The sequence below is a fragment of the Micromonospora sp. KLBMP9576 genome (genome assembly GCF_050941805.1).
Lineage (GTDB): Bacteria > Actinomycetota > Actinomycetes > Mycobacteriales > Micromonosporaceae > Micromonospora.
Window position 1 is genome coordinate 1839085 of sequence record NZ_CP194567.1, and the last position, 26381, is coordinate 1865465.

The following is a 26381-nucleotide window of genomic DNA, read 5'->3' on the forward strand; positions in this document are numbered from 1 at the left end:
GCCGAGACCCGCGCCGAATCCTGGTCGGAATCCGACGCCCCCGCGGCCCCCGCGTCCGAACCCGTGGCGCGGCCCGCCGGCGGCGGCGACCGTACGCCGGACGGGGTCGCCCCCACCGGGGCGGACCTCGCGGCGCGGCCCCGACGGTGGGGCCGGCGGCGGCAGGACCTCACGGTCTTCGGCCTGTTCCTGCTGGCCGCGGTGTGGGTGACCAGCCAGATCTGGGTGGACCCGGCCGGTCGGGTCGCGTCGCTCTACAGCAGCGACCCGGCCCAGGTGCAGTTCTTCCTCGCCCACTCGGTACGCGTGGTGCTGCACGGCGAGTTCCCGTTCTTCACCGAGCAGCTGAACTACCCCGACGGGGTCAACCTGATGGCCAACACGGCCATCCTCGCGCTGGGCATCCCGATGGTGCCGGTGACGCTGCTCTTCGGCCCGGCCGTGACCTTCGTGGTGCTGGTCACGCTGGCCCTCGCGGGCACCGCCTCGGCGTGGTACTTCGTGCTCTCCCGGCACGTCGTGCGCAGCCCGCTGGCGGCGGCCGTCGGCGGCTGGTTCTGCGGGTTCTCGCCGGCGATGCTGTCGCACGCCAACTGGCACCCCAACATCATCTCGCAGTTCCTCCTGCCGTTCATCGTCTGGCGGGTGCTGGCCATCACCCGGTCCCGGCGGCCGTGGCGCGACGGCGTGCTGCTCGCCCTGATGGTCACCGCGCAGGCGTTCATCAACGAGGAGATCCTGCTCTTCACCGCGCTCGCCTGCGGGGTGTTCCTGCTCGCCGTGCTGGCCCAGCGGCCCGGGCTCTGGTCGGCGGCCTGGCGGCCACTGGCCAAGGCCCTCGCGATCTGTGCCGTGCTCGCCGGGGCGCTGCTGGCGTACCCGCTCTACATCCAGTTCGCCGGGCCGATGGCCTACCACGGCCTCAGCGACGCGGTCCGCGACTACGGCAACGACATCGCGGCCTTCTTCGCGCCCGGCTCACCGACGATCGGCGGCGACGAGGGCGCGAACGTCAACCTCGCCCCGAACTACTCGGAGGAGAACGCCTTCTTCGGCTGGAGCCTCTCCCTGATCGCCGTCGGCATCGTCGCCTGGCTGCGGCGGGAGCTGCTCGTGCGGGCGCTCGCCGCGACCGGGCTGTTCTTCGCCGTGCTCTCCCTCGGCGAGCGGGTGTCCTGGTGGCACCGCGAGCTGATCACCGGTCCCTGGGAGTGGCTGGTCCGGCTGCCGCTGCTCGACGCGGTGGTGCCCACCCGGTTCGGCCTGATCACCACCGTGGTGATCGGCGTCCTGCTGGCGCTCGCCGTCGAGCGTTCCCGGACGCTGCCCGTCGAGCCGCGGACGCTGCGTACGCTCACCGCGGCCGGGCTCGTGCTCGCGCTGCTGCCGATCGCGCCGATGCCGCTGAAGGTGACCTCCCGCCCACCGGTGCCGGAGTTCATCACCGCCGACCGGTGGCGCGGCTACGTCGGCCCGGAGCAGACCCTGGTGCCGATCCCGGTGCCGAACATGGGCCACACCCACGGGATGCGCTGGGCCGCCACCACCAACCTCGACTTCAAGATCCCCGGCGGCTACTTCCTCGCGCCGCGCAACGGCAACACCGGCGATCCCGGCCGCTTCGGCGGCCGGCCCAGCGGCGTCGGGCAACTGCTGGAGGAGGTCGCCTCGACCGGGCGCATCCCGAAGCTCGACGACCGGCAGCGCCGCCGCTCCCTGGACGAGCTGCGGCACTGGCGGGCGGCCATCCTGGTGCTGCCGGTCGGTCAACACCACGCCGAGCAGCTACGGCGCACCGTCGAGCAACTGGTCGGCCCCGGCCGCCGGGACCTGGACGTCTGGGTCTGGGACGTCCGGGCGCTGACCGACCAGCCGAGCTGATGGCCGCCCCGGCGGTGCCCGACACCGTCGACGCGGCGCCCCGCCGGCGGTTTCGTGCTCTGCCGGTACGCGCCCCGGACGCGCTGGTCGTCGCCGGCTACCTCGCCCTGGCGATGCTGCTGACCCTCGGCCAGTGGGGTCGCCCGGGACGGCTGTTCCACCAGGCGGGCGACCAGGTCCTCTTCGAGTGGATGCTCGCCCACGCGGCCCGGGCGGTGACGGGCCTGGAGAACCCGCTGCACAGCTCGCAGCTCAACGCCCCGGACGGGGTGAACCTGATGGCCAACACCTCGGTGCTGGGCCTGGGCGTGCCGTTGACGCCTGTCACCCTGCTCTTCGGCTCGCAGGTCGCCTTCCTGGTGGCCGTGGTCTGCTGCCTCGCCGGCACCGCGACCGCCTGGTACGTGCTGCTGCGTCGCCGACTGGTCGACTCCCGGGCGGCGGCGGCCGTCGGCGGGCTGTGCTGCGGCTTCGCCCCCGGCATGGTCGCGCAGGCCGGGGCGCACCTGCACATGGCGGCGCAGTTCCTGGTGCCGGTGATCCTGGCGCTGGTGTTCCACCCGGACCCGCGCCGGGTGCGGCGGACCGGGGCGCTGCTCGGGCTGCTGGTGGCGTACCAGGTCTTCCTCGGCGAGGAGGTGCTCGTCTTCCTGGTCCTCGCGGCCGGGACGTTCGCCCTGGCGTACGCGGCGGCGGACCGGTCGGCGGCCCGCCGGCTGGCGCCCGCGCTGCTGGGCCGCCTGGGGATCGGGGTGGCGGTCGCCCTGCCGCTGCTGGCGTACCCGCTGTGGTTCCAGTTCTTCGGGCCGGGCCACTACCGGGGGATGCCCTTCCACGCGTACGGCTACCAGCTGGACGCCGCGTCGTTCACCGCCTCGGCCCGGCAGACCGTGCTCGGCGACGACCACCTGCCCGGCCTGCTGGCGCCGAACCCCACGGAGGAGAACTCCTTCTTCGGGCCCGGGCTGCTGGTGCTCGCCGTGGTGATCGCGATCTGGCTGTGGCGCCGGCCGCTGGTGCGCGCGCTGGCCGTCTGCGGCCTGTTCTTCGCGCTGCTCTCGCTCGGCGGGCAGATCCGCCTGGGCGGCACGGCCACCGGCATCCCCGGCCCGTACCGGCTGATCGCCGAACTGCCGCTGCTCGACCACGCGGTGCCGGCGCGCTTCCCGCTGGTCTGCGTACCGGTGCTGGGCGTCCTGCTGGCGTTGTCCCTGGACCGGCTCCGCCCCGACCCGGCGACCGGAGCCGGGTCGGCCGGCACGCCGGTGCGGCTGCTCTGGGGCGGGGCGGTGGCCGCCGCGCTGCTGCCGCTGACCCCCACCCCGATCCGGACCGTGCCGGCCTGGCCGGTGCCGCCGTTCGTGGCGGAGGGCGGCTGGCGGGCGGATCTCCCGCCGGGGCGGACCCTGGTGCCGGTGCCGCCGGTGACCGGCGCCGGACTCAGCCCGGCGATGCTCTGGTCGGCCCGCACCGGGCTGGCCTTTCCCGCGCCCGGTGGCTACTTCATCGGCCCCCGCGCCGCCGACGATCCGACCGCCCGGTGGGGGGCGCCGGACCGCCCCACCGCCGCCCTGCTGCGCCGGGTGGCCGAGACCGGCGAGGCGCCGGTGGTCACCGACGCGCACCGCCGCCAGGCGGTCGAGGACCTGCGCCACTGGCGGGCCGCCGTGGTGGTGCAGGGCGGACTGCACCACGGCGACCCGGTGCGCCGGACGGTCGAGGCGCTGCTCGGCCCCGGCCGGGAGGTGGCCGGCGCCCACGTCTGGGACGTCCGCCCGCTGGTGGGGTGACGGCTCAGCCGACGAGCGGCCGGACGTCCCAGAGCCACACGTCGTCGACGCGCTGCGGCGGGCCGATCAGCGCCGTCATCAGCTCGCGCAGGGCCGCCTCGCGCGGATGCGCGCCGAGCACCACCACTGACGCCCGCCAGAAGCGCAGGTCCTCGACCGCCTGGCGGCGGTGCTCCTCGGTGAGCGCGGGCACGGCGTCCTTGTCCATCGTGGTGTAGACGAGCGTGCTGGTGGGCCGGTTCGGCGCGCCGAAGACGCCCTCGCCCAGCTCGTTCGGGCCGATGAAGTAGCCGCCGGGGACGGGGAACGCGTGCTGCGTCAGCGCGCTCCAGCGCAGCGTGGGCAGGCCGTGCACGTTGCTCGGGATCGGCACCGGCACCAGGGTCCGGCCCGCCGGCACGTACGGGCGCCAGCCGCCCGCGGTGATGAAGTGCGGCGGCGGCTCCACGGGCTGCGCGGGCAGCGGGCGCGGGAACAGCGGCAGCACCGCGAGCGCGATCGCCGCGTACCCGACCGGCCGCAGCCAGCGGCGGCGCGGCGCGGCGGCACCGGTGTCGTCGTCGCCGGACCGGGGGGCCGGGACCGGCGGGCGGCCCCGGCCGGCGACCGTGTCCCAGGCCAGGGCGAGCAGCACGCCGAGCGCCGCCGCCACGACCAGGGCCATCCGGGTCGGCATCATCATCTCGACGAGCGGCAGGTCGTCGGAGATGTACGCCCACGGGCCGTCGGTCTGCGTCTCCACCCCGTTGAGGCGCACCTTCGGGCCGATCGAGGCCACCGTGAAGACCACCACCAGCACGGCGAGGATCCGGGCGGTGAACGAGCGGCGGACCAGCAGCACCAGCGCCACCAGCGACAGCAGCACCAGCGGCCAGCCGAACCAGGTGTTCTGCTCGGTCAGCCCGATGGTCTTCTCCACCGCCTCGTCGCCGGCCACGGTGTCGCGGGCGAAGGTCACGAAGGCGGCCAGGTCCTCGCCCCAGTTGTGGAACACCCCGCCCTGCAACCCCCGGTAGGCCTGCGGGCCGTTGAACTGGAACCAGATGGGGTACGCCGTCAGCAGCAGCGCCAACCCGCCGCCCACGCCGAGCGCGGCGGCGAAGGTGCCCGCCACCGCCCGCGTGCGCGCCGGCCGCATGACCGCGTACGCGAGCACGACGACCAGGCAGGCCAGCGCGGTGAGCAGCAGCATCTCCTCGTTGACGAAGATCTGGTACGCCACCAGCAGGCCGAGCACGATCCCGTTGCGCCGCCACCGGCCCGGCTCGCCGAGCCGGAGCACCCGCACCACGATCAGCGGCAGCAGGAAGTTCGAGACGAAGTTGGGTTGGCCGTTGGCGTGGTGCACGATGCCGGGCGCGAAGCCGAGGAACGCGCCGCCGACGAAGGCCGCCGCGCGGGAGCGCACCAGGTGCCGCGACAGCATCCAGTACGAGGTGCCGGCGGTCGCGGCCAGCGCGCCGCCCAGGTAGAGCGCGTACATGACCTGCGGGCCGAGGAGCATGGTCAGCGGCGCCAGCGGCAGCGTCACCCCGAGCAGCGAGGTGTTCGCCATCATGTTCACCCCGTCCGGGGCGTTCTGCCGCTCGGTGAACAGCGGGTTCTCCAGGTGCCGCACCGAGTACGCGCCGTGCGAGAAGAGCCATTCGAACCAGCTGTGGTCGGTCGGCAGGTGCGACGACACCCGGTTCTGCACGTCCACCCAGTAGTTCAGGCACACGAAGACGCCGAGCAGGACATAGGCTCCGATGGCCAGCACGTCGGCGCGCGACGGCCGACGCCGGGGCCGCCCTGTCGGTTGGGCCGCGACGGGCTCGGAGACGGAGTTCAGCGAGGGGTCTACCACCGGCACAGCCACGACGGGCCATCGTACAGGCGCTGCGACGTCGCTCCGTCGGGCCGGTTCGGCCAGCGGCCGACGCGCCGGTGGGCGGCCGGCATGGTCTGTCGGCAAGTGGTCGAGCAGGTTGTCGGTGGGTGGTCGGCCAGATCGGCCGGTGGGCGGCCGGCGACGGCGCGGCGGGTTCGCGGTGGCGACGCCGCCGGCGCGTGATCCGGCCGGGCGGGCGGCCACGGCGTGACGGGAGGACGGCGCGTGACGGTCATCGACCTCGGTGAGCGCCGGGACCTGCCGGCGCCGACCGTACCCCGACCGGGCCGGTTCGTCCGTCGGTGGGCTGCGCCGCTGGTGGCCCTGCTCTGCCTGCTGGCGCCCGCCGCCGCCGCGCCGTGGCCCGCGCGGTCACCGGGCGCCACGGTTCCGGCCGCCACGGATGCGCAGGTCCTGCCCGTCGGTGACGTGCTCCTGGTGGCCGACGACCCGGAGGTCGGGCCGGTGCCCGGCGCGGGCCCGGCGCCGGGCCTGGCCGCCTACCGGCTACCCACGGGCCGGCCGCTCTGGCGGGTGCCGCTGCCCGGCCCGGGGCGGGCCTTCGAGGCGCGACGCATCGGCGAGCTGGTGGCGCTCGTGGTCATGGCGGGGGCGCGGACGCCGAGCCAGGTCGTCGGGCTCTCCGCCGCCGACGGCGCGGTGCGCTGTCGGGCCGAGGGGCACCTGCAACCGGATGCTCGCCGTCCGGGAGGGCTCCGGCATCCCACCGGAGCACGTGCTGCTCGACGCGGTGACCGGCCGTCCGGTGCGCAATCTGGGCCGTTGGCAGCGCGGTGGCGGCGGGATGCTCTGGAACGACGTGACGACCGTGACCCGTCGGCAGCGCGACGGGCGGGTCCTGGTCGCCCGGATCGGCGCAGGCGGGGACGGCCTGCGGGTGCTCGCGGCGCTGCCCGGCGTGGTGGGCAGCTGCGCCGCCCAGGGCTCGTTCGTCCTCTGCCGCCGCGAGGATGGCGCGCTCGGCGTCTGGGACCTGCCGGACGACCGGTGATCGGAGGCACGCCATGGCGCTGATCGACCTCGGCGAGCTGCGCGACGAGCCGGGTCGCGCCGTCGCGCCGACCCGCCCGCCCCGCACCGTGGACCGACCGCTGCGGGTCGCGCTGGCGCTCGCGTTGCTCGTGTCCACAATGGCGGCGGCGGCACCGGTGCCGGACCGGACCCGGATCGTGGTGCCGGCCGGCCCCGAGGCGGAGGCGTTCCTCGACGGCGATCGGCTCTACGTCGTCGAGCAGATCGAGAGGGAGCCCGAGGGGACCGTCGAGCTGACCTCGTACGCGCTACCGGCGCGCAGGCCCGCCGACGACCCGACGCCCGCCCCCGTGTGGCGTACCCGGATACCGGCGGCGGGCCGGCTCTGGCAGGTCCAGGCCGGGCCGGGGGTGGTGCTGTTCTCGGTCACCGGGCAGCAGGAAGGCGAGCGGACGATCGCCCTCGACGCCGGGACGGGCCAGGAACGCTGGCGGCAGCCCGGCCATCCGTGGTGGGACGCGACCGGGATCCTGCTGATGCAGAGCGGCGGGGAGGAGGGCGGCAGCCTGCGCGCGGTGGATCCGCCGTCCGGGCGGGCCCGCTGGTCGGTGCCGACCAGGCGCGAGGGCGCGTCGTACAGCGTCCGTGCCGGGCTGATCGAGCGGATCGTGCTGGCCACCGCGCAGGGGCGCATCGAGGCGCGCGATCCCCGCTCCGGCGCGCTGCTGCACACGGCGGATCTGCCTCTGGGCGAGCTGCGCGGGCTCGGGCACGCGGTGGTGGTCCGCGACCTGCTGCTGGTCAACCGGCCGGAGGTGGGCGCGCTGGCCGCTCACGGGCTGGACGGGCTGCGGCAGCGGTGGGAGGTGCGCCTGCCGCCGGTGGACAATGTCGGCGAATGCGGCAATCTGCTCTGTGTCGGCTGGGCGACGGGCGGAATCGTCGCACTCGATCCGGCCACCGGCGTAGTCCGGTGGACCGTCCGGGGATGGGCGGGCGTGCTGTCCGCCCGGGGCGGCCGGCTGCTGGCGTTCGGGTCCGGTGACCGGTTCGGCGTACTCGACGGGGCGACCGGTCGGCAGGTCGCCGACCTGGGCGTCTGGCAGTTGATGCCCTGGCAGGACGACGACCGGCTCCTCGCCCTGCGAGGGGCCGGCGACGGCCGCGGGGTGGTGGTCGCCGAACTGGACGTGGTCGCCGGGCGGGCCCGGGCGCGCGACGTGCTCCCGCATGCCACCTCGGACTGCCGGGGCAGCGGGGCCAGGGTGCTGTGCCGGCTGCGTACCGGTGGGTTCGGCGTCTGGCGGTACGGCGGCTGAGCCGGCGCGCCACGGCGACTCAGTGAGCGGGGACGCCCGCGTGCGGCGCCCGGCCTGTCGGCCGTCGCACGCCGCGACAGGTGCCCGGCACGGCCGCCGGGGTCACCAGTTGGGCTGCTCCGGCGCCGGGGGCAGCGGCACGCCGGGTGGCCGCAGGACGTACGTCACCCCGCCGCTGCCGCCCTGCCAGGCGGTCTCGAACCGGTCCCGGTCGACCGTCCGGCGCACCGCGTCGTCGTCCGGGGCGTACGGGTCGTTGAGCACCGGTGCGCCGGCGTCGGTGAAGCCGACCAGCACCATCAGGTGTCCGGCGGTGTCGTAGTCCAGGCCGGGGACCTCGCCGCGACGGAACGCGGCGGAGACGATCAGCGGGATGCCGGCGGCCACGAACGCCTCCGCCTCGGCCAGCGAGCGGAGCCGGGTGACGAAGGCGTCGACGCCGTGCAGCCCGGCGTACGCCGTGTTGAACGGCCAGTTCCCGGCCCCGGCGTAGGCGTGGTCGTAGCAGTTGCGCGCGGCGTGCACCACCACCGGGCGGGGGCCGGGCGGGGCCACCCACGCGTACCGGTCCGGGGCCGGGGCGGCGTCCCAGAAGGCCAGCACCATGGAGGTGCAGGTGGGGCTGCACCAGGAGTCCCCGCCGCCGCCCCACTGGGGGTGGACGCCCGCGTGCAGCCGCTGCGAGTAGCGCGGCACGTCCAGGACGGTGCCCCAGCCGGCCGGGGTCGTCGTGGCGGTCCCGCCGGCCGGGGTGGTCGTGGCGGTCCCGCCGGCCGGCGTCGTCGCGGCGGAATCCGGCCCGGCCGCTGCGGTCGCCGCCGCGGGGCGCGGACCGGCGGCCACCGCCCCGACCGCGCGCAGCACCGGGGTCGCGTCGGAGCCCTCCGGCCGCAGCAGGGTCACCCGCGCCTGCCAGCCGGTGACCGGCGCGTCCAGCACCACGAGGGTGTCCGTGTCCACCCGGGCGTCGGCGTCGCGCTGCCCGGGCACGGACGTCCGGCGCAACGCGTGGTCGTCGGCCGCCCAGTCGGCGAGGACGTACCACCGGGTGGTCGGGGAGCCGTCGTGGCAGCCCCGCAGCTCCACCCGCAACCAGCAGCCGTCGGGGGTGTCGCCGGTCCACGAGGGCACCACGTCGCGTACGGCGAAGCCGGCCGGCACCGGCGGGGACGTCCAGCAGCCGGCGGCGTACCGGCGGGTCTGGCCGTCGGCGTCGGTGTGGTCGAGCCGGTCCGTCGGGTCGGCCAGTTCGAGGCCCCGCCCGCCCGCGCGCAGCCCGGACAGGTCGCCCAGCCCGGCGTCGGCGGGGAGGCGGAAGCCCCGGTAGGCGACGTCGGGCCGGGTCGTGGGTCCCGCGTCCGTCATGCTTCTCCCCGTCCGATCGCGCGAAGGTTGCCGCCGAAAGCATCGCGTACGACGAAGCTTTTCTGCAACGGGCGCGGCCCGGGACGGCGGGTGCGGCCCGGTTTGGCCGCCGGCACTAGGTTGTGGGTGCTCAGGGGCGCGAGGAGGCCGGGATGCGGGTACTGGTGGTCGAGGACGAGCGCAACCTCGCCGACGCGATCGCGCGAGGGTTGCGCAAGCGGGGCATGGCGGTGGACGTCGCCTACGACGGCGACAACGGCCACGAGATGGCGTTCGTCACCCGGTACGACGTGGTGGTGCTGGACCGGGACCTGCCCGGCGTGCACGGTGACCAGATCTGCGCCGAGCTGGCCGCCTCCGGCACCCTGACCCGGGTGCTGATGCTGACCGCCAGCGGCACCGTCGCGGACCGGGTGGAGGGGTTGCAGCTCGGCGCCGACGACTACCTGCCGAAGCCGTTCGCCTTCGACGAACTGGTCGCCCGGGTGCAGGCGCTCGGCCGCCGGGCCACCCCGGCCGCGCCGCCGGTGCTCGAACTCGCCGACCTGGTCCTCGACCCGGCCCGCCGGGTGGCGACCCGGGGCGGAGCGCCGGTCGACCTGACCAACAAGGAGTTCGGCGTGCTCGCCGAGCTGCTCAAGGCGCGCGGCGCGGTGGTCTCCAGCGAGGAGCTGCTGGAGCGGGTCTGGGACGCCAACACCGACCCGTTCACCACGATCGTCCGGGTCACCGTGATGACGCTGCGCAAGAAGATCGGCGACCCGCCGCTGATCGAGACGGTGGTCGGCGCGGGATACCGCACGGCGGAGCCGCCGGCATGAGCGCGAGGAGTGAGCCGGGTCTGCGAGCCCCGCGGTCGGGGGCGAAGGGCGACGCCGGGAGCCGGCGGGTCCGGCTGCGGCCGACGCTGCGGCTGCGGCTGACCCTGCTCAACGGGGTGTTGCTGGTCGGCGCGGGCGCGATCCTGGTCCTGCTGGCCTGGCTGCTGGTGAACGACGCGCTGCGGCCGACCGACGAGCTGCTGCCCGGCACCACTGTGGTGCTGGCCGACGGCCGGTCGCTGGACGCGGGGCAGTGGCAGCGCCAACTGGTCGACGCCGCCAGCGGGGAGCTGCTGGCCAAGGGCCTGGTGGCGTTGCTGGCGATCAGCGTGGTCGGCGTGGCTGGCGCGTACGCGGTCGCGGGTCGGGCGCTGCGCCCGCTGCACCAGGTCACCGCGACCGCCCGCCGGCTCGGCGAGACCACGCTGGACCAGCGGATCGGCTACTCGGGCGCCGACGACGAGGTGGCGGAGCTGGCGGCGACCTTCGACGAGATGCTGGACCGGATCGCCGCCGCGTTCGAGGCGCAGAAGCGGTTCGTGGCCAACGCCTCGCACGAGCTGCGGACGCCCCTCGCGGTGATGCGTACCGAGATCGACGTGACGCTGAGCGACGACGAGGCGGACGCCGCCGAGTACCGCCGGATGGCCACCATCGTCCGGGACGCCTCGGAGCGGGCCAACGGGCTGGTCGACGCCCTGCTGGTGCTCGCCCGCAGCGAGGCCCAGGCGGGCCGCCGGCTCGGCCGCCGCACCGAGTGCGACCTCGCCGCCGGCACCGCCAACGCCCTGTCGGCGGTACGGCGGGAGGTGGAACGGATCAAGCTGCACGTGCAGACGTCGCTGGAGCCCGCGCCGGTGGTCGGCGACCCCGGGCTGCTCGACCGGCTGGCCGGCAACCTGATCGAGAACGCGATCCGCTACAACCACCTGCACGGCCGGCTGTGGGTGCGTACCGGGTCGGACGGGTGCCGGTCCTGGCTGGTGGTGGGCAACACCGGCTTCGAGGTGGACCAGGCCGACGTGCCGGGCCTGTTCGAGCCGTTCCGGCGCGGCGGCCGGGAGCGTACCGGCGCACGCGGCTCCGGTCTCGGGCTCTCCATCGTCCGGGCGGTCTGCGACGCGCACGGCGGCACCGTGAAGGTGGTCGCCCAGCCCGGCGGTGGGCTGGAGGTCACGGTGACCCTGCCGGCGGTGGAGGCCGCCCCGGCGGTCGGCGCGCAGCCGGCCGCCCGGCGCTGACCGGTCACCACGGGTCGTGAAGTAGGGCTCCCGCACCGGGGTATCCCTGGCTGACGTGCACGGGCCCGGCCACCCGCGTGGCCGGGCCCGTGGTGCCGTCCGGGTCAGGACTTCTGCTCGATCTCACCGCGGAGGCCGACGAACTCGGCCGCGGCGGCGGCCGAGGAGGAGAAGAACATCACGATGATCCCGACGCTGCCGTGGTCGGCCCACGCGCAGACGCCCAGCGGCACGCCGTTGGACTCGCCGTCGCCGCACTTGGCCAGGCCGCCCTGCGGTCCGGGGGCGATGACTGTCATCTTCCTGACGGCGAGGTCCTTCGACATGCCCTTGACCGCGTCGTCGAGCTCCCGTTCGGGGTTGAGCACGAAGGCGGAGGCCGCGACCACCATGACCATGTCGCGTTCGTCGGCGCTGCCGTAGAAGGCGCCGGCGACGGCGGTCGCGCCGACCGCCGAGGACCGAAGCTGGTCGACCATGTCCCCGGCGGCCTTCAGCAGCGCGGGCTCGGTGCTCTTCGCGCGGCCCCCGAGGGCCTTCGGGGCGACGACCCGGATCTGCGGGGCGGCGGTGGGCCCCGGGGACGGGGCGGCCACGGACGGCGGCGCGGGGCCCGACGTGACGCCCGCCGCCGCCGTCGGGCTGGGCGTGGGGTCGGTGCGCTGCCTGCCGTCGTAGGCGAGGTAGCCGACGCCACCCCCACCGAGGCAGAGGACCAGCAGCCCGACGAGACCCAGGGTCAGGACCAGCCGGTGTGGTCCCGCCGGGCGTCGTTCGACGACCGGCGGCGGGTAGCCGGCGTACGGGCTGGTGGGGAACCCGGCCTGCGGCGTCACGGGATATCCGCCGTACGGCTGGGTGGGATACGGCGGGGCCGGCGGGGGAGTGGGCTGTGGCCCGCCGGGCCAGCCGGCGCCCGGGTACGGCGGCTGCCCGGCCGACGGGGCCGCCCAGCCGGCGGCGGGCGGGAGCGGATAGCCCTCCGGTGGTGGCGGGTGGAAGTCGTCGTGCGGCTCGTGCTCCGGCTGCCCGGACCAGGGATCGACCGGCGGTGAGGACATGATCAGCTCCAGGCGAGGGGGCGAACGGGTGATCGTAGCCAGCCACCGCACGGTACCGCCCCCGCGACACCCGACCACATCGGCCGCAACGACGATCGCGGTGGCCGCCGGCGTCCAGATCGGACGCGGCGACCACCGCGATCGCGGGGCGGTGCGGATCAGGCGGGCAGGCTCGCCACCCCGTGCGGCAGGAACCGCCGGCCGGTGACCCGCTCGGAGGTGCCGGTCCGGTCCAGGTACGGCGTGACGCCGCCCAGGTGGAACGGCCAGCCCGCGCCGAGGATCATGCACAGGTCGATGTCCTGCGCCTCGGCGACGACGCCCTCGTCGAGCATCAGCCGGATCTCCTGCGCCAGCGCGTCGAGCGCGTTCTGGCGTACCTGCTCGGCGGTGAGCGGCTCGTCGCCGACCACGAGCAGCTTGGCCACCTCGTCGTTGATCTGGTCGTCGACGACGATCGGCTGACCGGAGTCGGCGATCCGCTTGAGGTTCTCGCTGACGCCGAAACGGTCCGGGAACGCCGCGTGCAGGGTGCCGCCCACGTGGTACGCGACGGCCGGCCCGACGAGTTGGAGCAGGGCCAGCGGGCGCATCGGCAGGCCCAGCGGGTCCAGCGCGGCGTTCGCCACGTCCAGCGGGGTGCCCGCGTCGACGGCCGCGAAGACGGTGCCGAGGAAGCGGGTGAGCAGCCGGTTGACCACGAACGCCGGGGCGTCGGAGACGAGCACGGAGGACTTCTTGAGCTGCTTGCCGACGGCGAAGGCGGTGGCCAGCGTCGCGTCGTCCGTCCGCCCGCCCCGGACGATCTCCAGCAGCGGCAGCACCGCGACCGGGTTGAAGAAGTGGAAGCCGACCACCCGCTCGGGGTGCGCCAGTTCCTCGGCCATCGCCGTGATCGACAGGCTGGAGGTGTTGGTGGCCAGCACCGCCTCCGGCTTGACGATCTTCTCCAGCTCGGCCCAGACCTGCTTCTTCACCGACAGGTCCTCGAAGACGGCCTCGATGACGAAGTCGGCGTCGGCGAAGACGCCCTTGTCGACCGAGCCGCTGACCAGGCCGTACAGCTTGGCGGCGGTGCCCTTGTCCATCCGGCCCTTGCTGACGGCCTTCTCGATCTGGGTGTGCACGTAGGCCACGCCCTTGTCGACGCGGGCCTGGTCCAGGTCGGTCAGGACGACCGGCACCTGGAGGCGGCGGGCGAAGAGCAGGGCGAGCTGGCTGGCCATCAGGCCGGCGCCGACGATGCCCACCTTGGTCACGGGCCGGGCCAGGCCCTTGTCCGGGGCGCCGGCCGGCCGCTTGGCCCGCCGCTGCACCAGGTCGAACGAGTAGAGGCCGCTGCGCAGCTCCTCGGAGAAGACCAGGTCCGCGAGGGCCTCGTCCTCGGCGGCGGTGCCGGTGGCGAAGTCGGCGTCCTTCGCCGTCTCCAGCAGGTCCAGCGCCCGGTACGCGGCCGGGACCGCGCCGTGCAGCCGCGCGTCGAGGGTCTGCCGGGCGAAGTAGAGCACACCCGCCCACATGTCCTTGTCGACCTCGGGCCGGGTCACGCTGACCTCGCCCCGCACGACGGCGGCGGCCCACTCCAGGGACCGCTCCAGGAAGTCGGCGGGCTCCAGCAGGACGTCCGCGATGCCCATCTCGGCGGCCTGCTTCGGCTTGAGCATCCGGTTCTGCATCAGCGGGTTCTGCAGGATCACCTGGGTCGCCGCCGGGATGCCGATCAGGTTCGGCAGCAGCTGCGTGCCGCCCCAGCCGGGGACCAGTCCGAGGGAGACCTCGGGCAGGGCCAGCGCCCCGGCGCCACCGGAGAGCGTCCGGTAGTGGCAGTGCAACGCCAGCTCCAGGCCGCCACCCATCGCCGCGCCGTTGACGAAGGCGAAGGTGGGCACGGCGCTGTCCTTGAGCCGGGCGAAGACCCGGTGGCCGAGCCGGCCGATCTCCAGCGCCTGCTCGCGGTCGGCGAGCTGCGGAAGGCTGGTGAGGTCCGCGCCCACGCAGAAGATGTACGGCTTGCCGGTGACCGCGATGAACGCCGGCTGGGCCGCCAGGGCGGTGGTGATCGCCTCGTCCAGGCTGGTCAGGCCGCCCGGGCCGAAGCTGTTCGGCTTGGTGTGGTCGAAGCCGTTGTCGAGGGTGATCAGGGCGGCCGGGCGGTCCAGCCCCGGCACGTTCACCTGGCGCAGCAGCGCCCTGGTGACGACCTCGTCAGGTGCGGCGAGCGCGCTCATTTGTTGCCACCCTCCCAGTGCGGGTTCTCCCAGATCACGGTGCCGCCCATGCCGATGCCGATGCACATGGCGGTGACGCCGTAGCGGACCTCGGGGTGCTCGGCGAACTGCCGGGCCAACTGGGTCATCAGCCGCACGCCCGAGGAGGCCAACGGGTGGCCGATGGCGATGGCGCCGCCCCACGGGTTGACCCGCGGGTCGTTGTCGGCGATGCCGAAGTGGTCGAGGAAGGCGAGTACCTGCACGGCGAACGCCTCGTTCAGCTCGAACAGGCCGATGTCGTCGATGGTCAGGCCCGCGATGCGCAGCGCCTTCTCGGTCGACGGGATCGGGCCGACGCCCATCACCTCGGGCTCCACGCCGACGAAGCCGAACGACACCAGCCGCATCGCGACCGGCAGACCCAGCTCGCGGGCCGTGGCCTCGTCGGCGAGCAGGCTCGCCGTGGCGCCGTCGTTCAGGCCGGCCGCGTTGCCCGCGGTCACCTTGCCGTGCGGGCGGAACGGGGTCTTCAGGGTGGCGAGCTTCTCCAGGGAGGTGTCCCGGGGGGCCTCGTCGACCGTGGCCAGGCCCCAGCCGTTCTCCTCGTCGCGGATCGCCACCGACACCAGGTCGTCCTGGAGCTTGCCGTTGGCGTACGCCTTGGCGGTCTTCTGCTGCGAGGCCAGCGCGAACGCGTCGGTGCGCTGCTTGCTGACGTGCGGGACCCGGTCGTGCAGGTTCTCCGCGGTCGCGCCCATGACCAGCGCGGACGGGTCGACCAGTTTCTCGGCCACGATCCGCGGGTTCGGGTCGACGCCCTCGCCCATCGGGTGGCGGCCCATGTGCTCGACGCCGCCGGCGATGGCGATGTCGTAGGCGCCGATGGCGATGCCGCTGGCGACGGTGGTCACCGCGGTCATGGCGCCGGCGCACATCCGGTCGATCGCGAAGCCGGGAACGGTCTTGGGCAGGCCCGCCAGCAGGGCGGCGGTCCGGCCGATGGTCAGGCCCTGGTCGCCGATCTGGGTGGTGGCGGCGATCGCGACCTCCTCGACCCGCTCCGGCGGCAGCTGGGGGTTACGACGCAGCAGCTCGCGGATGCAGCGGATCACCAGGTCGTCGGCGCGGGTGTTGGCGTACATGCCACCCGCCTTGCCGAACGGGGTACGGACGCCGTCGACGAAGACGACATCCCGAACTTCACGGGGCACTTGAGCCTCCTTGCCGGCACGGGCATGTTCTCCGGATGCTACTCGCCAGTAACCACCCTTGAAACCCACCCCCCTGTGTCCCACCCCACACCCGCCCCACACCCCCCTGGCGCGTCGATCATGAAGTTGTTGTCATCCGGCGCGGCGTGTCGTGACAACAACTTCATGATCAACGGCGTGGCGGTCAGGGGGCGGAGGGTGGGGGGTCGGGGAGGGCCTGGGTTAGGGCGGGGAGCAGGAGGGCGATCTGCCACTCGCGGGCGTTGAGGCCCCGGAGGGCCTGCGCGACCGCCGCCTCCGTGACCTCCTCCGGTGGCACCCAGGCCAGCCGGCGGATCGAGTCGGGGGCGATCAGGTTCTCCGGCGGCAGGTGGTGCGCGCCGGCGATCCGGACCACCACCTCCCGGCACCGGGCCAGCCGGGCCGCCGCCACCGGGTCGCGCTCGGCCCAGCGGTGCGGTGGCGGGGGGCCCTCGACCGTCGGAGCGGCCGGCAGCGCCTCGTCGGACAGCTGCCGCGCGTCGTCCAGCGCGGCCAACCAGGTGCGGGCCAGCCGCCGTACCGACCGACCACCGAAGCCGGGCAGGGTGAGTAGGGTCTTCTCGTCCCTCGGGTCCAGCTCCGCCGCCGCGACGATGGCCGAGTCCGGCAGCACCCGCCCCGGTGCGGCGTCGCGTCGCGCCGCGATCTCGTCGCGGGCGTACCAGAGGGACCGGACGCGGGCCTGCGCCCGCGCCCCGCGTACCCGGTGGATGCCCGACGTGCGGCGCCACGGCTCGGCGCGTACGCGCGGCGGGCGGGCGCCGGTGCGTACCAGCGCGGCGAACTCCTCCGCCGCCCACGCGGACTTGCCCTGCCGGGTCAACTCCTCGTCGAGCGCGTCGCGCAGGTCGACGAGCATCTCCACGTCGAGCGCCGCGTAGGTCAGCCACGACTCCGGCAGCGGCCGGCTCGACCAGTCGGCCGCCGAGTGGTGCTTCTCGAGGCTGAACCCGAGTAGCTGCTCGGTCAGCGCGGCCAGGCCGACCCGCTCGAATCCGGCCAACCGGGCGGCCAGTTCGGTGTCGAACAGCCGGCGCGGACGCAGCCCCACCTCGGCCAGGCAGGGCAGGTCCTGGCTGGCCGCGTGCAGCACCCACTCGGCCTCGCTGAGCACCGCGTCGAGGGTGCTCAGGTCGGGCAGCGGCAACGGGTCGATCAGGGCCGTGCCGGAACCGGCCCGGCGCAACTGCACGAGATAGGCGCGCTGGCTGTAGCGGTAGCCCGAGGCGCGCTCGGCGTCCAGGGCGACGGGGCCGGTGCCCGCGGCGAAGCGGGCCACGACCTCGGCCAACTCGGCGGGTGTGGCCGCTGGCTGGGGTGTGCCCTCGCGCGGGGCGGTCAGCGGAACGGGCCCGTCCGCGGTCGGTTCGGCTCCCGCGGCCTCCGGCGCCGGACGGGCCGACGACGGGCGGTGCGCATCGTTTCCCGTACGGCTTTCGGCGGGCCGACGGCGCAGGGGTGGTTCGTCGGTCACCTGACAACCCTAGTGCGCGACGCGACGCGGTGGGTGAAGCCGGTCCGGTGTGTGTCGGCCCGGACGACCGATGGGCCGCGCGGGCAGCGGACATAGGGGAAGACAAAGCCCGTTGGCGCAGGTACGGTCCAGAGCCGTTGCGCGGGTACGGCATCATCGGTCCCGCGACGCAGCGGGGCGGCTACGGGGAGGCAAGGCGATCATGACTGCTGGCTACGGGTCGGCGGACACGGGCCCGGCGGTACCGGGCGACGGCGGCTTCCCACCGGGAAGAGCACGTCCCGGGCCCCTGCCGCCCCGGATCGAGCCGGCCGCCACCGGGTACGCGCCGCCGGGCACCCCGGGGCAGCCCCCGTCCGGCCGCGTCGCCTGGTCGCCGCCGGCACAGCCCGGCCAGTGGGGTGCCGCCGCCCCGGCCCCGCCGGCCGCTCCGCCCGCCCCCGGTTGGGGGCACGGTGGCGTCCCGTCCGCCGCTCCGGCCACGTCGACGCCGCCCGGTGCGACCCCGGGGCCCGGTTGGCCCCCCGCGTCCGGGTCGGCGTCGCCGGACGGGGCCGCTCGGCCACCCGCACACCAGCCCCAGGTCCCCGGGCCGGGGCAGCCATACCCCGTGGCCCCCACGCCGACGGCGCGGGGGCGGGGCCTCACCGTCACCGCGCTCGTGCTCGCCGGCCTGCTGGCCGTGGTGACGGGCGTGCAGGCGTTCCAGCTCAACCGGCTGTCGGACCGGCTCGGCGACACCGACGGCCGGTTGCAGGCGGCACAGGCGGCCGACGGCGCCCGGCTCGAGGGCCTGGAGTCCCGGGCGGGGGCGCTGGAGAAGCAGGCCGGCGCCGCGTTCAACCCGGAGGCCGTCGCCAGCGCCGTGCTGCCCAGCGTGTTCCGGGTGCGGGCCGGCAACTCCACCGGCACCGCGTTCGCGATCGGCAAGCCGGCCGCCGGCGGTGGCACGAACCTGTTCACCAACTTCCACGTGGTGGACGCGCTCTGGACGGCCGGCGAGCGGGAGGTCTTCCTGGAGCGCACCGACCAGCGCTTCCCCGCGACCATCGTGCGGGTCGACCAGGCGAACGACGTCGCGCACCTGCGGGCCAACGGCAAGTTCACCGGCCTGGTCGCCGCGCCCGCCGCGGTGAAGTCCGGTCAGCAGATCGTGGTCGTCGGCGCCCCGCTCGGCCTGGAGGACAGTGTCACCACCGGTGTGGTGAGCGCCTTCCGTGAGGCCGGCCGCGGGGAGGGCCCGATCATCCAGTTCGACGCCCCGATCAACCCCGGCAACTCGGGCGGCCCGGTGATCAACGGCAGCAAGCAGGTCGTCGGCATCGCGACCGCCAAGGCCCGGGACGCCGAGGGGATCGGTCTCGCCGTGCCGATCAAGGTCGCCTGCGACGGTTTCAAGATCTGCTGACCCGGTCAGCGCCCCCACACCCCCGGCCCGGCGGCCCCTGCCGTCCGGACCAGCACACGTGAAGGAAGCAACGAGATGTCTCAGCCACCGACCGGGCCGGAGGGCTATCCGCCCTACCCCCCGGCCGCGCCCGGTCAGCCGCCGTCGGGCGGTGTCGGGCACGGCACCACCTACGGCAGCCCCCGCCAGTACTCGCCGGAGCAGCACGACGCCGGCCAGCAGTACTCCCCGGCGCCGCAGCAGTACAACCCGGCCCCGTCCCCCGGATACCCGCAGTCCGCCCCGCCGGCCGGGTATCCGCAGTCCGCCCCGCCGGCGGCGTCCGGCTACGGCCCCGGCGGGTCGCCCGGCTACGGCCCCGGTGCCGCGTCGTCGGGCGCCGCGCCCCACGCCGGGCAGACCCCCGGCGGGTCGGCCTTCGGGCAGCCGATGTCCGTGCCGCCGGCCTCGGGGCCGGCGTACGGGCAGCCGGCGTACGGGCAACCGATGTCTGCCCCGCCCGGTTCCGCCCCGCCCTTCGGCCCCCCGGCGGGTGGTGCCGGCAAGAGTCACAAGGTGCTGATCCTGGCCCTCGTCGCCGGGCTGCTCTTCGTGCTGGGCGGGGTGATGACCGGCCTGTTCGTGACGACCAACAACGAGCTGGGCCGCACCGAGAAGAAGATGGCCAGCGAGGTCAGCCAGCGCGACGGCACCATCGCGGCGAACGGCAAGGAGATCGAGAAGCTCAAGGCCGATCTCCAGACGGTCCGGGACAAGCTCGGCGACACCGAGCAGGATCTCACCGGCACCCGTAACGACCGGGACGAGCAGGCCCGGCAGAAGAAGGTCATCGCCAACTGTCTCGACAAGCTCACCACCGCGCTCGCCGCGGCGGCGAACGGCAACAAGGCGGCCTACGACAAGGCCATCCAGGGCATGGACAAGGTCTGCAACGAGGCCGAGCGATATCTGTGAGGTGACCGTCGCGGGGTCAGGCCGCGCCGGCGGGGCGACGCTCCGGCAGCGCGGTCACCCCGGGCGGGGGCAGCCCGGCCGTGGAGGCCAGCAGCGCGCACCAGGCCAGCAGGTGCGGGCCGAGGTCGTCGTCGACCGGCGTCCAGGAGGCACGGATCTCGACGTCGCCGGCCGCGGGCGGCCCGGCCAGCTCGCCGAAGCGGGTCGACATGGTCTGGGTGATCGTGCCGCCGATCGCCCGGTGGCCCGCGTCCTGCGCCTCCAGCGCGTCGGTCAGCCACGTCCAGCCGACCCCCGGCAGCAGCGGGTCGGCGGCCAGGTCGACCTCCAGCTCCGCGGTCACGTAGGTGACCAGCCGCAGGGTGCCCCGCCACGCCTCGTGACCGGCCGGGTCGTGCAGCAGGATCAGCCGCCCCGAGGCCACCTCGTCGCCGTCGCGCAGGACGGCGGCGGAGAGCGCGAAGGCGTGGGGGGCGAGTCGCTGCGGGGCGCCGACCTCCTCGAGCACGATCTCCGGCCGCGGCGTCGCGGACCGTAGCCCGGCGACCGCGCGGGCGAAGGTCTCCGGGAGCGCGATCGGGACGGCCATGCCGGCAGCCTATGCCGGCGGTCGGCCGCCCGCCCGCCAGGCGCGCCGACACCGCCCACGCCGTGGCCGTCCCCCGCCCACGCCGTGGCCGTCCCCCGCCCACGCCGTGGCCGTCCCCCGCCCACGCCGTGGCCGTCCCCCGCCCACGCCGTGGCCGTCCCGCCGCCCGGGCCGGCGGGGGTCACGGCGGGCGACCGTGCCCGCCGGGCCGGCGGGGTCACGGGCGCGTGGCCTTTCCCGCCGGTCGACGGGGGTCACAAAAGGCGGCGCTGCCCGTTGCCGGGCACGTCCCGCGTGGCACGATGGCCGCGATGACCACCACCACGACGGGCGCCGACGCCCGAGACGAAGACCCCCGCCCCGGCGGCCCGGCCGACTCGCCCTTCGTCAGGGCCTGCCGGCGTCAGCCCGGCCCCCACACCCCCGTCTGGTTCATGCGCCAGGCCGGCCGATCGCTGCCGGAATACCGCGCGATCAGGGCCAACGTGGCGATGCTGGAATCCTGCCGCCGTCCCGACCTGGTCACCGAGATCACCCTCCAGCCGGTACGCCGGCACGGGGTGGACGCCGCCATCCTGTTCAGCGACATCGTGGTGCCGGTCGCCGCCGCCGGGGTGGACCTGGACATCGTGCCGGGCACCGGCCCGGTGGTCGCCGAGCCCGTACGCACCCTCGGTGACGTGGAGCGGATCCGGCCGATCACCGTCGACGACGTCTCCTACGTGGACGAGGCGGTGCGGCTGCTCGTCGCCGAACTGGGCGACACCCCGCTGATCGGCTTCGCCGGTGCGCCGTTCACCCTGGCCAGCTACCTGGTCGAGGGCGGCCCGTCGCGTACCCACGCCAAGACCAAGGCCCTCATGTACGGCCAGCCGGAGCTGTGGCACGCGCTCTGCGCCCGGCTGGCCGAGGTGACGCTTGCGTTCCTGCGGGTCCAGGTGGCCGCCGGGGTCTCCGCGGTGCAGCTCTTCGACTCGTGGGCCGGCACGCTGTCGGAGGCCGACTACCGCCGCTTCGTGCTGCCGCACTCGGCGGGCGTGCTGGCCGGGCTGGCCGACGCGGGGGTGCCCCGCATCCACTTCGGGGTGGGCACCGGCGAACTGCTCGGCGCGATGGGCGAGGCCGGCGCCGACGTGGTCGGCGTCGACTGGCGTACGCCGCTGGACGTGGCGACCCGGCGGATCGGGCCGGACCGGGCGGTGCAGGGCAACCTCGACCCGTGTGTGCTGTTCGCGCCGTGGCCGGTGGTCGAGGGCGAGGTGCGGCGGATCCTGGAGCAGGGCCGGGCCGCTCCCGGGCACGTGTTCAACCTCGGGCACGGGGTGCTGCCGGAGACCGACCCGGAGGTGCTGACCCGGGTGGTCGCCCTGGTGCACGAGCTGTCCGCCGAGCCGGCCGAGCGGGGCTGAACGCCGTGGGCAGGCCGTGGCGCGTGGCGGTGGTCGGCGGCGGGATCGCCGGGCTGGCCGCCGCGGTCCGGTTGCGCGAGCACGCACCGGCCGACACCGAGATCACCGTGTACGAGCAGTCCGGCACGCTCGGCGGCAAGCTGCGCACCGGCGAACTGGCCGGCTCGGCGGTGGAGTTCGGCGCCGAGTCGTTCCTGATGCGCGACCCGGCCGGGGGCGAGTCCGCCGCCGTGGCCCTGGTCCGCCGGCTCGGCCTGGGCGAGCGGATCGTGCACCCCACCGTCGGGCAGGCCGCGCTCGTCGTCGACGGTGGGCTGCGCCCGATCCCGGGCGGCACGCTGGTCGGCGTACCCGGGGATCTTCAGCGGGTGGCCACGGTCGCGCGCCCGACGCCGGACGCCGACGTCGACGGCGGCCGGCCGCTGCTCGGCGCGGGGGCCGACGTCTCCGTCGGCGCGCTGGTGCGGGCCCGCTTCGGCGACGAGGTGGTCGACCGGCTGGTCGACCCGATGCTCGGTGGCGTCTACGCCGGCCGGGCCGACGACCTTTCCCTGACGACCACCATGCCCGCGCTGGCCGCGGCGGCCCGGGTGGAGCACACCCTGGTGGGTGCGGTGCGCGCCGCGCAGGCCGCGGCCCCCCGCGCGCCGGGGGTGCCGGTCTTCGGCACGCTGGCCGGCGGGCTCAGCACCCTGGTCGAGGCCGCTGCGACGGCCAGCGGGGCGACGATCCGGCGGGACGCGGCGGTACGCGAGCTGACGCCGACCGGGGCGGGCTGGCGGCTCACGGTCGGTCCCACCCGCGACCCGGAGTCCGTGGACGTGGACGCCGTGGTGCTGGCCGTGCCGGCCCGGCCGGCGGCGCGGCTGCTGGGCGGCCCGGCCCCGCAGGTGGCCGAGGGCGTCGGCGGCCTGGACTACGCGAGCGTCGCGCTGGTCACCCTGGCGCTGCCCGAGCCGGAACTGCCGGAGCTGTCCGGCTTCCTGGTGCCCAGCACCGAGGGCCTGCTGATCAAGGCGGCGACCTTCTTCACCACGAAGTGGGGCCACCTGCGCCGGACCGACGGGCTGGCGCTGCTGCGCGCCTCGGTGGGCCGCTACGGCGAGGAACGGCAGGTGCAGCGCACCGACGAGGACCTGGCCGCCACCGTGCACCGGGAGGTGTCGGCCGTGCTCGGCGTGCCGCTGCCCGCACCGGTGGCCGGCCACGTGCAGCGCTGGGGCGGGTCGCTGCCGCAGTACACCCCGGGGCACGCCGACCGGGTGGCCGCCGCGCGGTCGGTCCTGCGGGCGAGCCACCCGACGCTGGCCCTGGCCGGCGCCGGGTACGACGGGGTCGGCATCGGAGTCTGCGTCCGCTCCGGCGAGACGGCGGCCGAGGAGATCATCACAGCACTGGGAGGACCGGGGACATGACCGAGCAGACCAACGCGGCCCGGCTGCGGGAACTCAACGACAGCATCCGCTACACGATGTGGTCGGTGTACCGGGCCACCAGCCCGCTCCCCGCGCTGCGCGAGAACATCACCGGCGAGGTCGAGGCCCTCTTCGCCGAACTGGCCGGCAAGGACGTGGTCGTGCGCGGCACGTACGACGTCTCGGGCCTGCGGGCCGACGCCGACCTGATGATCTGGTGGCACTCCGCCTCCAGCGACGACCTCCAGGACGCGTACCTGCGGTTTCGCCGGACCACGCTGGGCCGCGCGCTCACGCCGGTCTGGTCGCAGATGGCGCTGCACCGGCCGGCGGAGTTCAACAAGAGCCACATCCCGGCGTTCCTCGCCGGCGAGGAGGCGCGCCCCTACCTGTGCGTCTACCCGTTCGTCCGCTCCTACGAGTGGTACCTGCTGCCGGACGCCGAGCGGCGTGAGCTGCTCACGGAGCACGGGAAGATGGCCCGCGGCTACCCGGACGTGCGGGCCAACACGGTCGCCTCGTTCGCGCTCGGCGACTACGAGTGGATGCTCGCGTTCGAGGCCGACGAGTTGCACCGCATCGTCGACCTGATGCGCGACCTGCGGGGCTCCGGGGCCCGCCGGCACGTCCGGGAGGAGATCCCGTTCTACACCGGCCGCCGCCGCTCGGTCGCCGACATCGTCAACTGCCTGGTCTGATCCGCTGCCCGGTCCCGGTCGGGCCCGACGGGTGCCCCGGCCGGCCGGGGCCGCGTTCCGGAGGGAGTGGGACGCGACCCCGGCCGGGGTCCGGAGTGGGTCAGGCGACCGCGGTGCAGGTGGGCACCGGCGTGGTGTTGCCGCCGGTGGACGAGCCGACGAAGCCGAACGTGGTGCTCGCCCCGGCGCCGAGTGCGCCGTTGTAGGCGGCGTTGCCCGCGGTGACCCGTGTGCCGCTGGTGGTTACCGTCGCGTTCCACGCCGAGGTGATCTGCTGGCCGTCGGCGTAGGTCCAGGTCACGGACCAGCCCCTGATCGCCGCGCCACCGGCGCTCACCTGCACCTCGCCCTGGAACCCGCCGTTCCACTGCCCGGTCACCCGGTACGTCGCCGTGCAGGCCCCGCCCGGCGGGGGAGTCGTGGGCGGCGGCGTGGTGGGCGGGGGAGTCGTCGGCGGCGGCGTGGTGGGTGGCGGCGTCGTCGGTGGCGGGCTGGTCGGCCCGCCGGAGAAGTCGACGTCGCTGCACAGGTAGTACGACTGGTCCGTGTGGCTGGCCTGCCAGATGGTGTAGACGACGTGCCGCCCGGTGCGGCCCGGCGCGTTCGCCGGGATCTCGATGGAGACGCCGGTGGGCTCCGGGTTCCACCCGGACGCCGGGGTGTTGCCGATCTGGCCGACCAGTTCCAGGTCGTCCCAGCCCAGCGGCTCGGTGAGCGCGTCGTAGCCCTGCTTCGTCGCGTACACCCGGATGTAGTCGGCGCCGTGACTGGCCTGGTCGTACAGGCGGACCCGGAAGTTGCTGGAGACCGGCGAGGTCTTCCAGGCGCCGGCCGTGTCGAGGGCGTTGTAGCGACCGCCCTCGGTGCGGCCGCCGGAGCAGAGCTGCCCGTTCGGGATGGCCGCCTGGTGGTTGCCGGCGACGCCCTCGCGGAACAGACCGTTCCAGTTCCACATGGCGTTCGGGTTGGCCTGCCAGGCCTGCCAGCACATCGGGTCCTCGGTGGCCATCCGGGGATTCTGGAAGTCGCTGCCCCAGCGTTGCCAGCAGCCGTAGTTGCGTGACGCCGGGTCCACCACGGAGCCGTGCGCGGAGGCCGGGTTGGCCAGGGCCGTGGCCAGCAGCAGCACGGCGGTCGCCGCGACGGCGAGCAGCCACACCAGGCGGGATGAGCGAAGATGAGTGGACATGGAGCCCCCGGGGGGAGAGGTCGGACGACGACGCCCGGACGGCCCGGGAGTTGCCCCTCCCGCGCGCGTTGCGTGGCTCACGCGACGGCTCTACCCGGAGGCTGTCACAGCTATCGTCTCCGGTCAATGCCGTCGCGGCGCATCGGGGTGTGGTCGATGCCGTCCTCGACGTATTCCGGGCCGCTGACGGCGAAGCCGTGCCGGGCGTAGAGGCCGACGAGGTGGGACTGGGCCTCCAGTACGCAGACGCGGTCGCCGACCAGTTCCAGCGCGGCGGTGAGCAGCCGGCCGGCATGTCCGCCGCCCCGCGCCCGCGCCGCCACCACCACCCGCCCGATGCGCGCCACGCCGCCGGGGTCGGCGAGGATCCGCAGGTACGCCAGCGGCGCGTCGCCGCCGTCGAGCCACAGGTGCCGGGTGTCGGGCTCGACGTCGCGCCCGTCGAGTTCCGGGTAGGGGCACGCCTGCTCGACCACGAACACGTCGATCCGGAGCCGGAGCAGGTCGTGGAAGGTGCGGGCGTCGAGTTCGGCGAACGAGGCGGTCCTCGGCACGGGAGTCTGCGGCACCCCCGCGATGGTAGGCGCGCCCGCCGGCCCGCCGGCCACCGGTGGGTCCCCGGCCGTTCGGCGTCGCCGCAGCCGGGCGGTGACCCCGGCCGCTCGCCCGGCCGTCAGGCGGGGCGGGCGCCGACGGCGTCGCGGATCTCGGCGCCCTGGCTGCCCGCCTGCGCGCGGGCGCAGTGCCCGCAGCAGAAGAACCGGCCGGACACCTCCACCCCGTGCCCGAGGACCTTGACCTGGCAGTGCTCGCAGATCGGCGCCAACCTGTGCGCGGCGCACTCGAAGGAGTCGAAGGTGTGCACGTCGCCGCTGACGGTGCGCACCTCGAACGCCATCCAGTAGTCGTTACCGCAGACCTCGCACGTCGCCACGACAGGACCTCCCGGGAGCAGGACACGTTTCGCCCAAGCCTGCGGCACGGGGTCGCGTCGAGCGGACGAATCGGCGCAGCCGGCGGGGTGCGGCGGCGTGTCGCTCCCGGCGTGTCGGGCGTTGTACCTGGTGATTCGCGTGCGACCCCGGAGGACTCCCATGATCAAGCGCAACCGCCTCTTCGGCAACCAGACCCGGGTCACCTTCAGCCTGCCCCGGGACGCCCCGCCCGGCACGGTCAGCGTCGTCGGCTGCTTCAACGGCTGGGAGCCGGGGCGGCACGAGCTGGTCCCGCGCCGTGACGGCACCCGTACGGTGACCGTGCGGCTAGGGCCGGGCGAGCACCGCTTCCGCTACCTGGCGAGCGGCGGCGTGTGGCTCGACGACGACTGCGCCGACCGGGTCGACGAGCGGGGCAGCCTGCTGCTGCTCTGAGCGGTCACCGCGGGTGAGGGCCGGTGGATGATTTATTGATAGGAGTCTTTACTGTTAAGAAGGTTTAATAT

22 protein-coding genes are annotated in these 26381 nt (G+C 74.9%); 12 read left to right on the forward strand and 10 right to left on the reverse strand.

All coding sequences use genetic code 11. From position 1 onward, the window contains the following. Window positions 1–63: 63 nt before the first annotated feature. Together ACQ452_RS08300 and ACQ452_RS08305 are read left to right on the forward strand one after the other, a co-directional pair. Window positions 64–1881, forward strand: a complete 1818-nt coding sequence (locus ACQ452_RS08300; protein WP_433394047.1) for a hypothetical protein — start codon at window positions 64–66, stop codon at window positions 1879–1881. Then, the gene (locus ACQ452_RS08305; RefSeq protein ID WP_433391794.1) at window positions 1881–3671 is read left to right on the forward strand and encodes a hypothetical protein; all 1791 of its coding nucleotides are present in this window, start codon (window positions 1881–1883) and stop codon (window positions 3669–3671) included. The genes ACQ452_RS08300 and ACQ452_RS08305 overlap by 1 nt, the downstream gene beginning before the upstream one ends. Before the next feature lie 4 nt (window positions 3672–3675). Here ACQ452_RS08305 and ACQ452_RS08310 read toward each other — a convergent pair whose 3' ends face one another. After that, on the reverse strand, window positions 3676–5529 hold the full coding sequence (locus tag ACQ452_RS08310) for a hypothetical protein (protein ID WP_433391797.1): 1854 nt from the start codon (window positions 5527–5529) through the stop codon (window positions 3676–3678). Between the two features lie 706 nt (window positions 5530–6235). On the opposite strand from ACQ452_RS08310, the gene ACQ452_RS08315 reads away from it, so the two are divergent. Together ACQ452_RS08315 and ACQ452_RS08320 are read left to right on the forward strand one after the other, a co-directional pair. After that, complete coding sequence (locus ACQ452_RS08315) at window positions 6236–6553, forward strand: hypothetical protein (protein WP_433391800.1); 318 nt, start codon at window positions 6236–6238, stop codon at window positions 6551–6553. Window positions 6554–6566: 13 nt separating this feature from the next. Further along, window positions 6567–7853 carry a PQQ-binding-like beta-propeller repeat protein gene (locus tag ACQ452_RS08320; RefSeq protein ID WP_433391803.1) on the forward strand — a complete coding sequence of 429 codons (1287 nt, stop codon included), beginning with the start codon at window positions 6567–6569 and terminating at the stop codon, window positions 7851–7853. Between the two features lie 102 nt (window positions 7854–7955). On the opposite strand, the gene ACQ452_RS08325 is transcribed toward ACQ452_RS08320, so the two are convergent. Next, window positions 7956–9218 (reverse strand): peptidase C39 family protein, encoded by a 1263-nt coding sequence (locus tag ACQ452_RS08325; RefSeq protein ID WP_433391806.1) that lies wholly within the window; start codon window positions 9216–9218, stop codon window positions 7956–7958. A gap of 152 nt (window positions 9219–9370) precedes the next feature. Here ACQ452_RS08325 and ACQ452_RS08330 point away from each other — a divergent pair, with 152 nt between their 5' ends. Then, on the forward strand, window positions 9371–10039 hold the full coding sequence (locus ACQ452_RS08330; RefSeq protein ID WP_433391809.1) for a response regulator transcription factor: 669 nt from the start codon (window positions 9371–9373) through the stop codon (window positions 10037–10039). Continuing rightward, the gene (locus tag ACQ452_RS08335) at window positions 10036–11280 is read left to right on the forward strand and encodes a sensor histidine kinase (RefSeq protein ID WP_433391811.1); all 1245 of its coding nucleotides are present in this window, start codon (window positions 10036–10038) and stop codon (window positions 11278–11280) included. The genes ACQ452_RS08330 and ACQ452_RS08335 overlap by 4 nt, the downstream gene beginning before the upstream one ends. Before the next feature lie 104 nt (window positions 11281–11384). Here ACQ452_RS08335 and ACQ452_RS08340 read toward each other — a convergent pair whose 3' ends face one another. The 4 genes from ACQ452_RS08340 to ACQ452_RS08355 form a co-directional block, all read right to left on the reverse strand. Then, window positions 11385–12341, reverse strand: coding sequence for a hypothetical protein (locus tag ACQ452_RS08340; protein ID WP_433391814.1), 957 nt, complete (start codon window positions 12339–12341; stop codon window positions 11385–11387). A gap of 158 nt (window positions 12342–12499) precedes the next feature. Then, entirely contained in the window at window positions 12500–14569 is a 2070-nt protein-coding gene (locus ACQ452_RS08345) for a 3-hydroxyacyl-CoA dehydrogenase NAD-binding domain-containing protein (protein ID WP_433391816.1), read from the reverse strand. Then, window positions 14566–15762, reverse strand: a complete 1197-nt coding sequence (locus tag ACQ452_RS08350) for a thiolase family protein (protein ID WP_433391819.1) — start codon at window positions 15760–15762, stop codon at window positions 14566–14568. The genes ACQ452_RS08345 and ACQ452_RS08350 overlap by 4 nt, the downstream gene beginning before the upstream one ends. A 184-nt stretch (window positions 15763–15946) precedes the next feature. After that, window positions 15947–17278, reverse strand: coding sequence for a ribonuclease D (locus ACQ452_RS08355; protein ID WP_433391822.1), 1332 nt, complete (start codon window positions 17276–17278; stop codon window positions 15947–15949). Window positions 17279–17480: 202 nt separating this feature from the next. Here ACQ452_RS08355 and ACQ452_RS08360 point away from each other — a divergent pair, with 202 nt between their 5' ends. Both ACQ452_RS08360 and ACQ452_RS08365 read left to right on the forward strand, forming a co-directional pair. Then, complete coding sequence (locus tag ACQ452_RS08360) at window positions 17481–18686, forward strand: trypsin-like peptidase domain-containing protein (RefSeq protein WP_433391824.1); 1206 nt, start codon at window positions 17481–17483, stop codon at window positions 18684–18686. Between the two features lie 75 nt (window positions 18687–18761). After that, the gene (locus ACQ452_RS08365) at window positions 18762–19640 is read left to right on the forward strand and encodes a hypothetical protein (protein WP_433391826.1); all 879 of its coding nucleotides are present in this window, start codon (window positions 18762–18764) and stop codon (window positions 19638–19640) included. A 16-nt stretch (window positions 19641–19656) separates the two neighbouring features. Here the strand turns inward: ACQ452_RS08365 and ACQ452_RS08370 are convergent, their stop codons facing one another. Next, window positions 19657–20229, reverse strand: coding sequence for a DUF3000 domain-containing protein (locus tag ACQ452_RS08370; RefSeq protein ID WP_433391828.1), 573 nt, complete (start codon window positions 20227–20229; stop codon window positions 19657–19659). Window positions 20230–20540: 311 nt separating this feature from the next. Between ACQ452_RS08370 and hemE the strand changes: the two genes are divergently transcribed. From hemE to hemQ, 3 genes are read left to right on the forward strand one after another with little or no spacing between them, the layout of a single operon-like run. After that, window positions 20541–21638: a uroporphyrinogen decarboxylase gene (gene hemE / locus ACQ452_RS08375; RefSeq protein ID WP_433391830.1), complete on the forward strand. Its 1098-nt coding sequence runs from the start codon at window positions 20541–20543 to the stop codon at window positions 21636–21638. Between the two features lie 5 nt (window positions 21639–21643). Continuing rightward, complete coding sequence (hemG, locus tag ACQ452_RS08380) at window positions 21644–23053, forward strand: protoporphyrinogen oxidase (protein WP_433391833.1); 1410 nt, start codon at window positions 21644–21646, stop codon at window positions 23051–23053. Next, complete coding sequence (gene hemQ / locus ACQ452_RS08385) at window positions 23050–23751, forward strand: hydrogen peroxide-dependent heme synthase (RefSeq protein WP_433391836.1); 702 nt, start codon at window positions 23050–23052, stop codon at window positions 23749–23751. Before hemG ends, hemQ begins: the two co-directional genes overlap by 4 nt. Before the next feature lie 100 nt (window positions 23752–23851). Here the strand turns inward: hemQ and ACQ452_RS08390 are convergent, their stop codons facing one another. The 3 genes from ACQ452_RS08390 to ACQ452_RS08400 form a co-directional block, all read right to left on the reverse strand. Beyond that, entirely contained in the window at window positions 23852–24940 is a 1089-nt protein-coding gene (locus ACQ452_RS08390) for a lytic polysaccharide monooxygenase auxiliary activity family 9 protein (RefSeq protein WP_433391837.1), read from the reverse strand. Window positions 24941–25050: 110 nt separating this feature from the next. After that, entirely contained in the window at window positions 25051–25509 is a 459-nt protein-coding gene (locus ACQ452_RS08395; protein WP_433391839.1) for a GNAT family N-acetyltransferase, read from the reverse strand. Window positions 25510–25613: 104 nt separating this feature from the next. Beyond that, a complete protein-coding gene (locus ACQ452_RS08400) occupies window positions 25614–25874 on the reverse strand; it encodes a Prokaryotic metallothionein (protein WP_433391842.1) in 261 nt (86 codons plus the stop codon). Window positions 25875–26034: 160 nt separating this feature from the next. On the opposite strand from ACQ452_RS08400, the gene ACQ452_RS08405 reads away from it, so the two are divergent. Next, entirely contained in the window at window positions 26035–26310 is a 276-nt protein-coding gene (locus tag ACQ452_RS08405; protein ID WP_433391844.1) for an isoamylase early set domain-containing protein, read from the forward strand. Window positions 26311–26381: the final 71 nt, after the last annotated feature.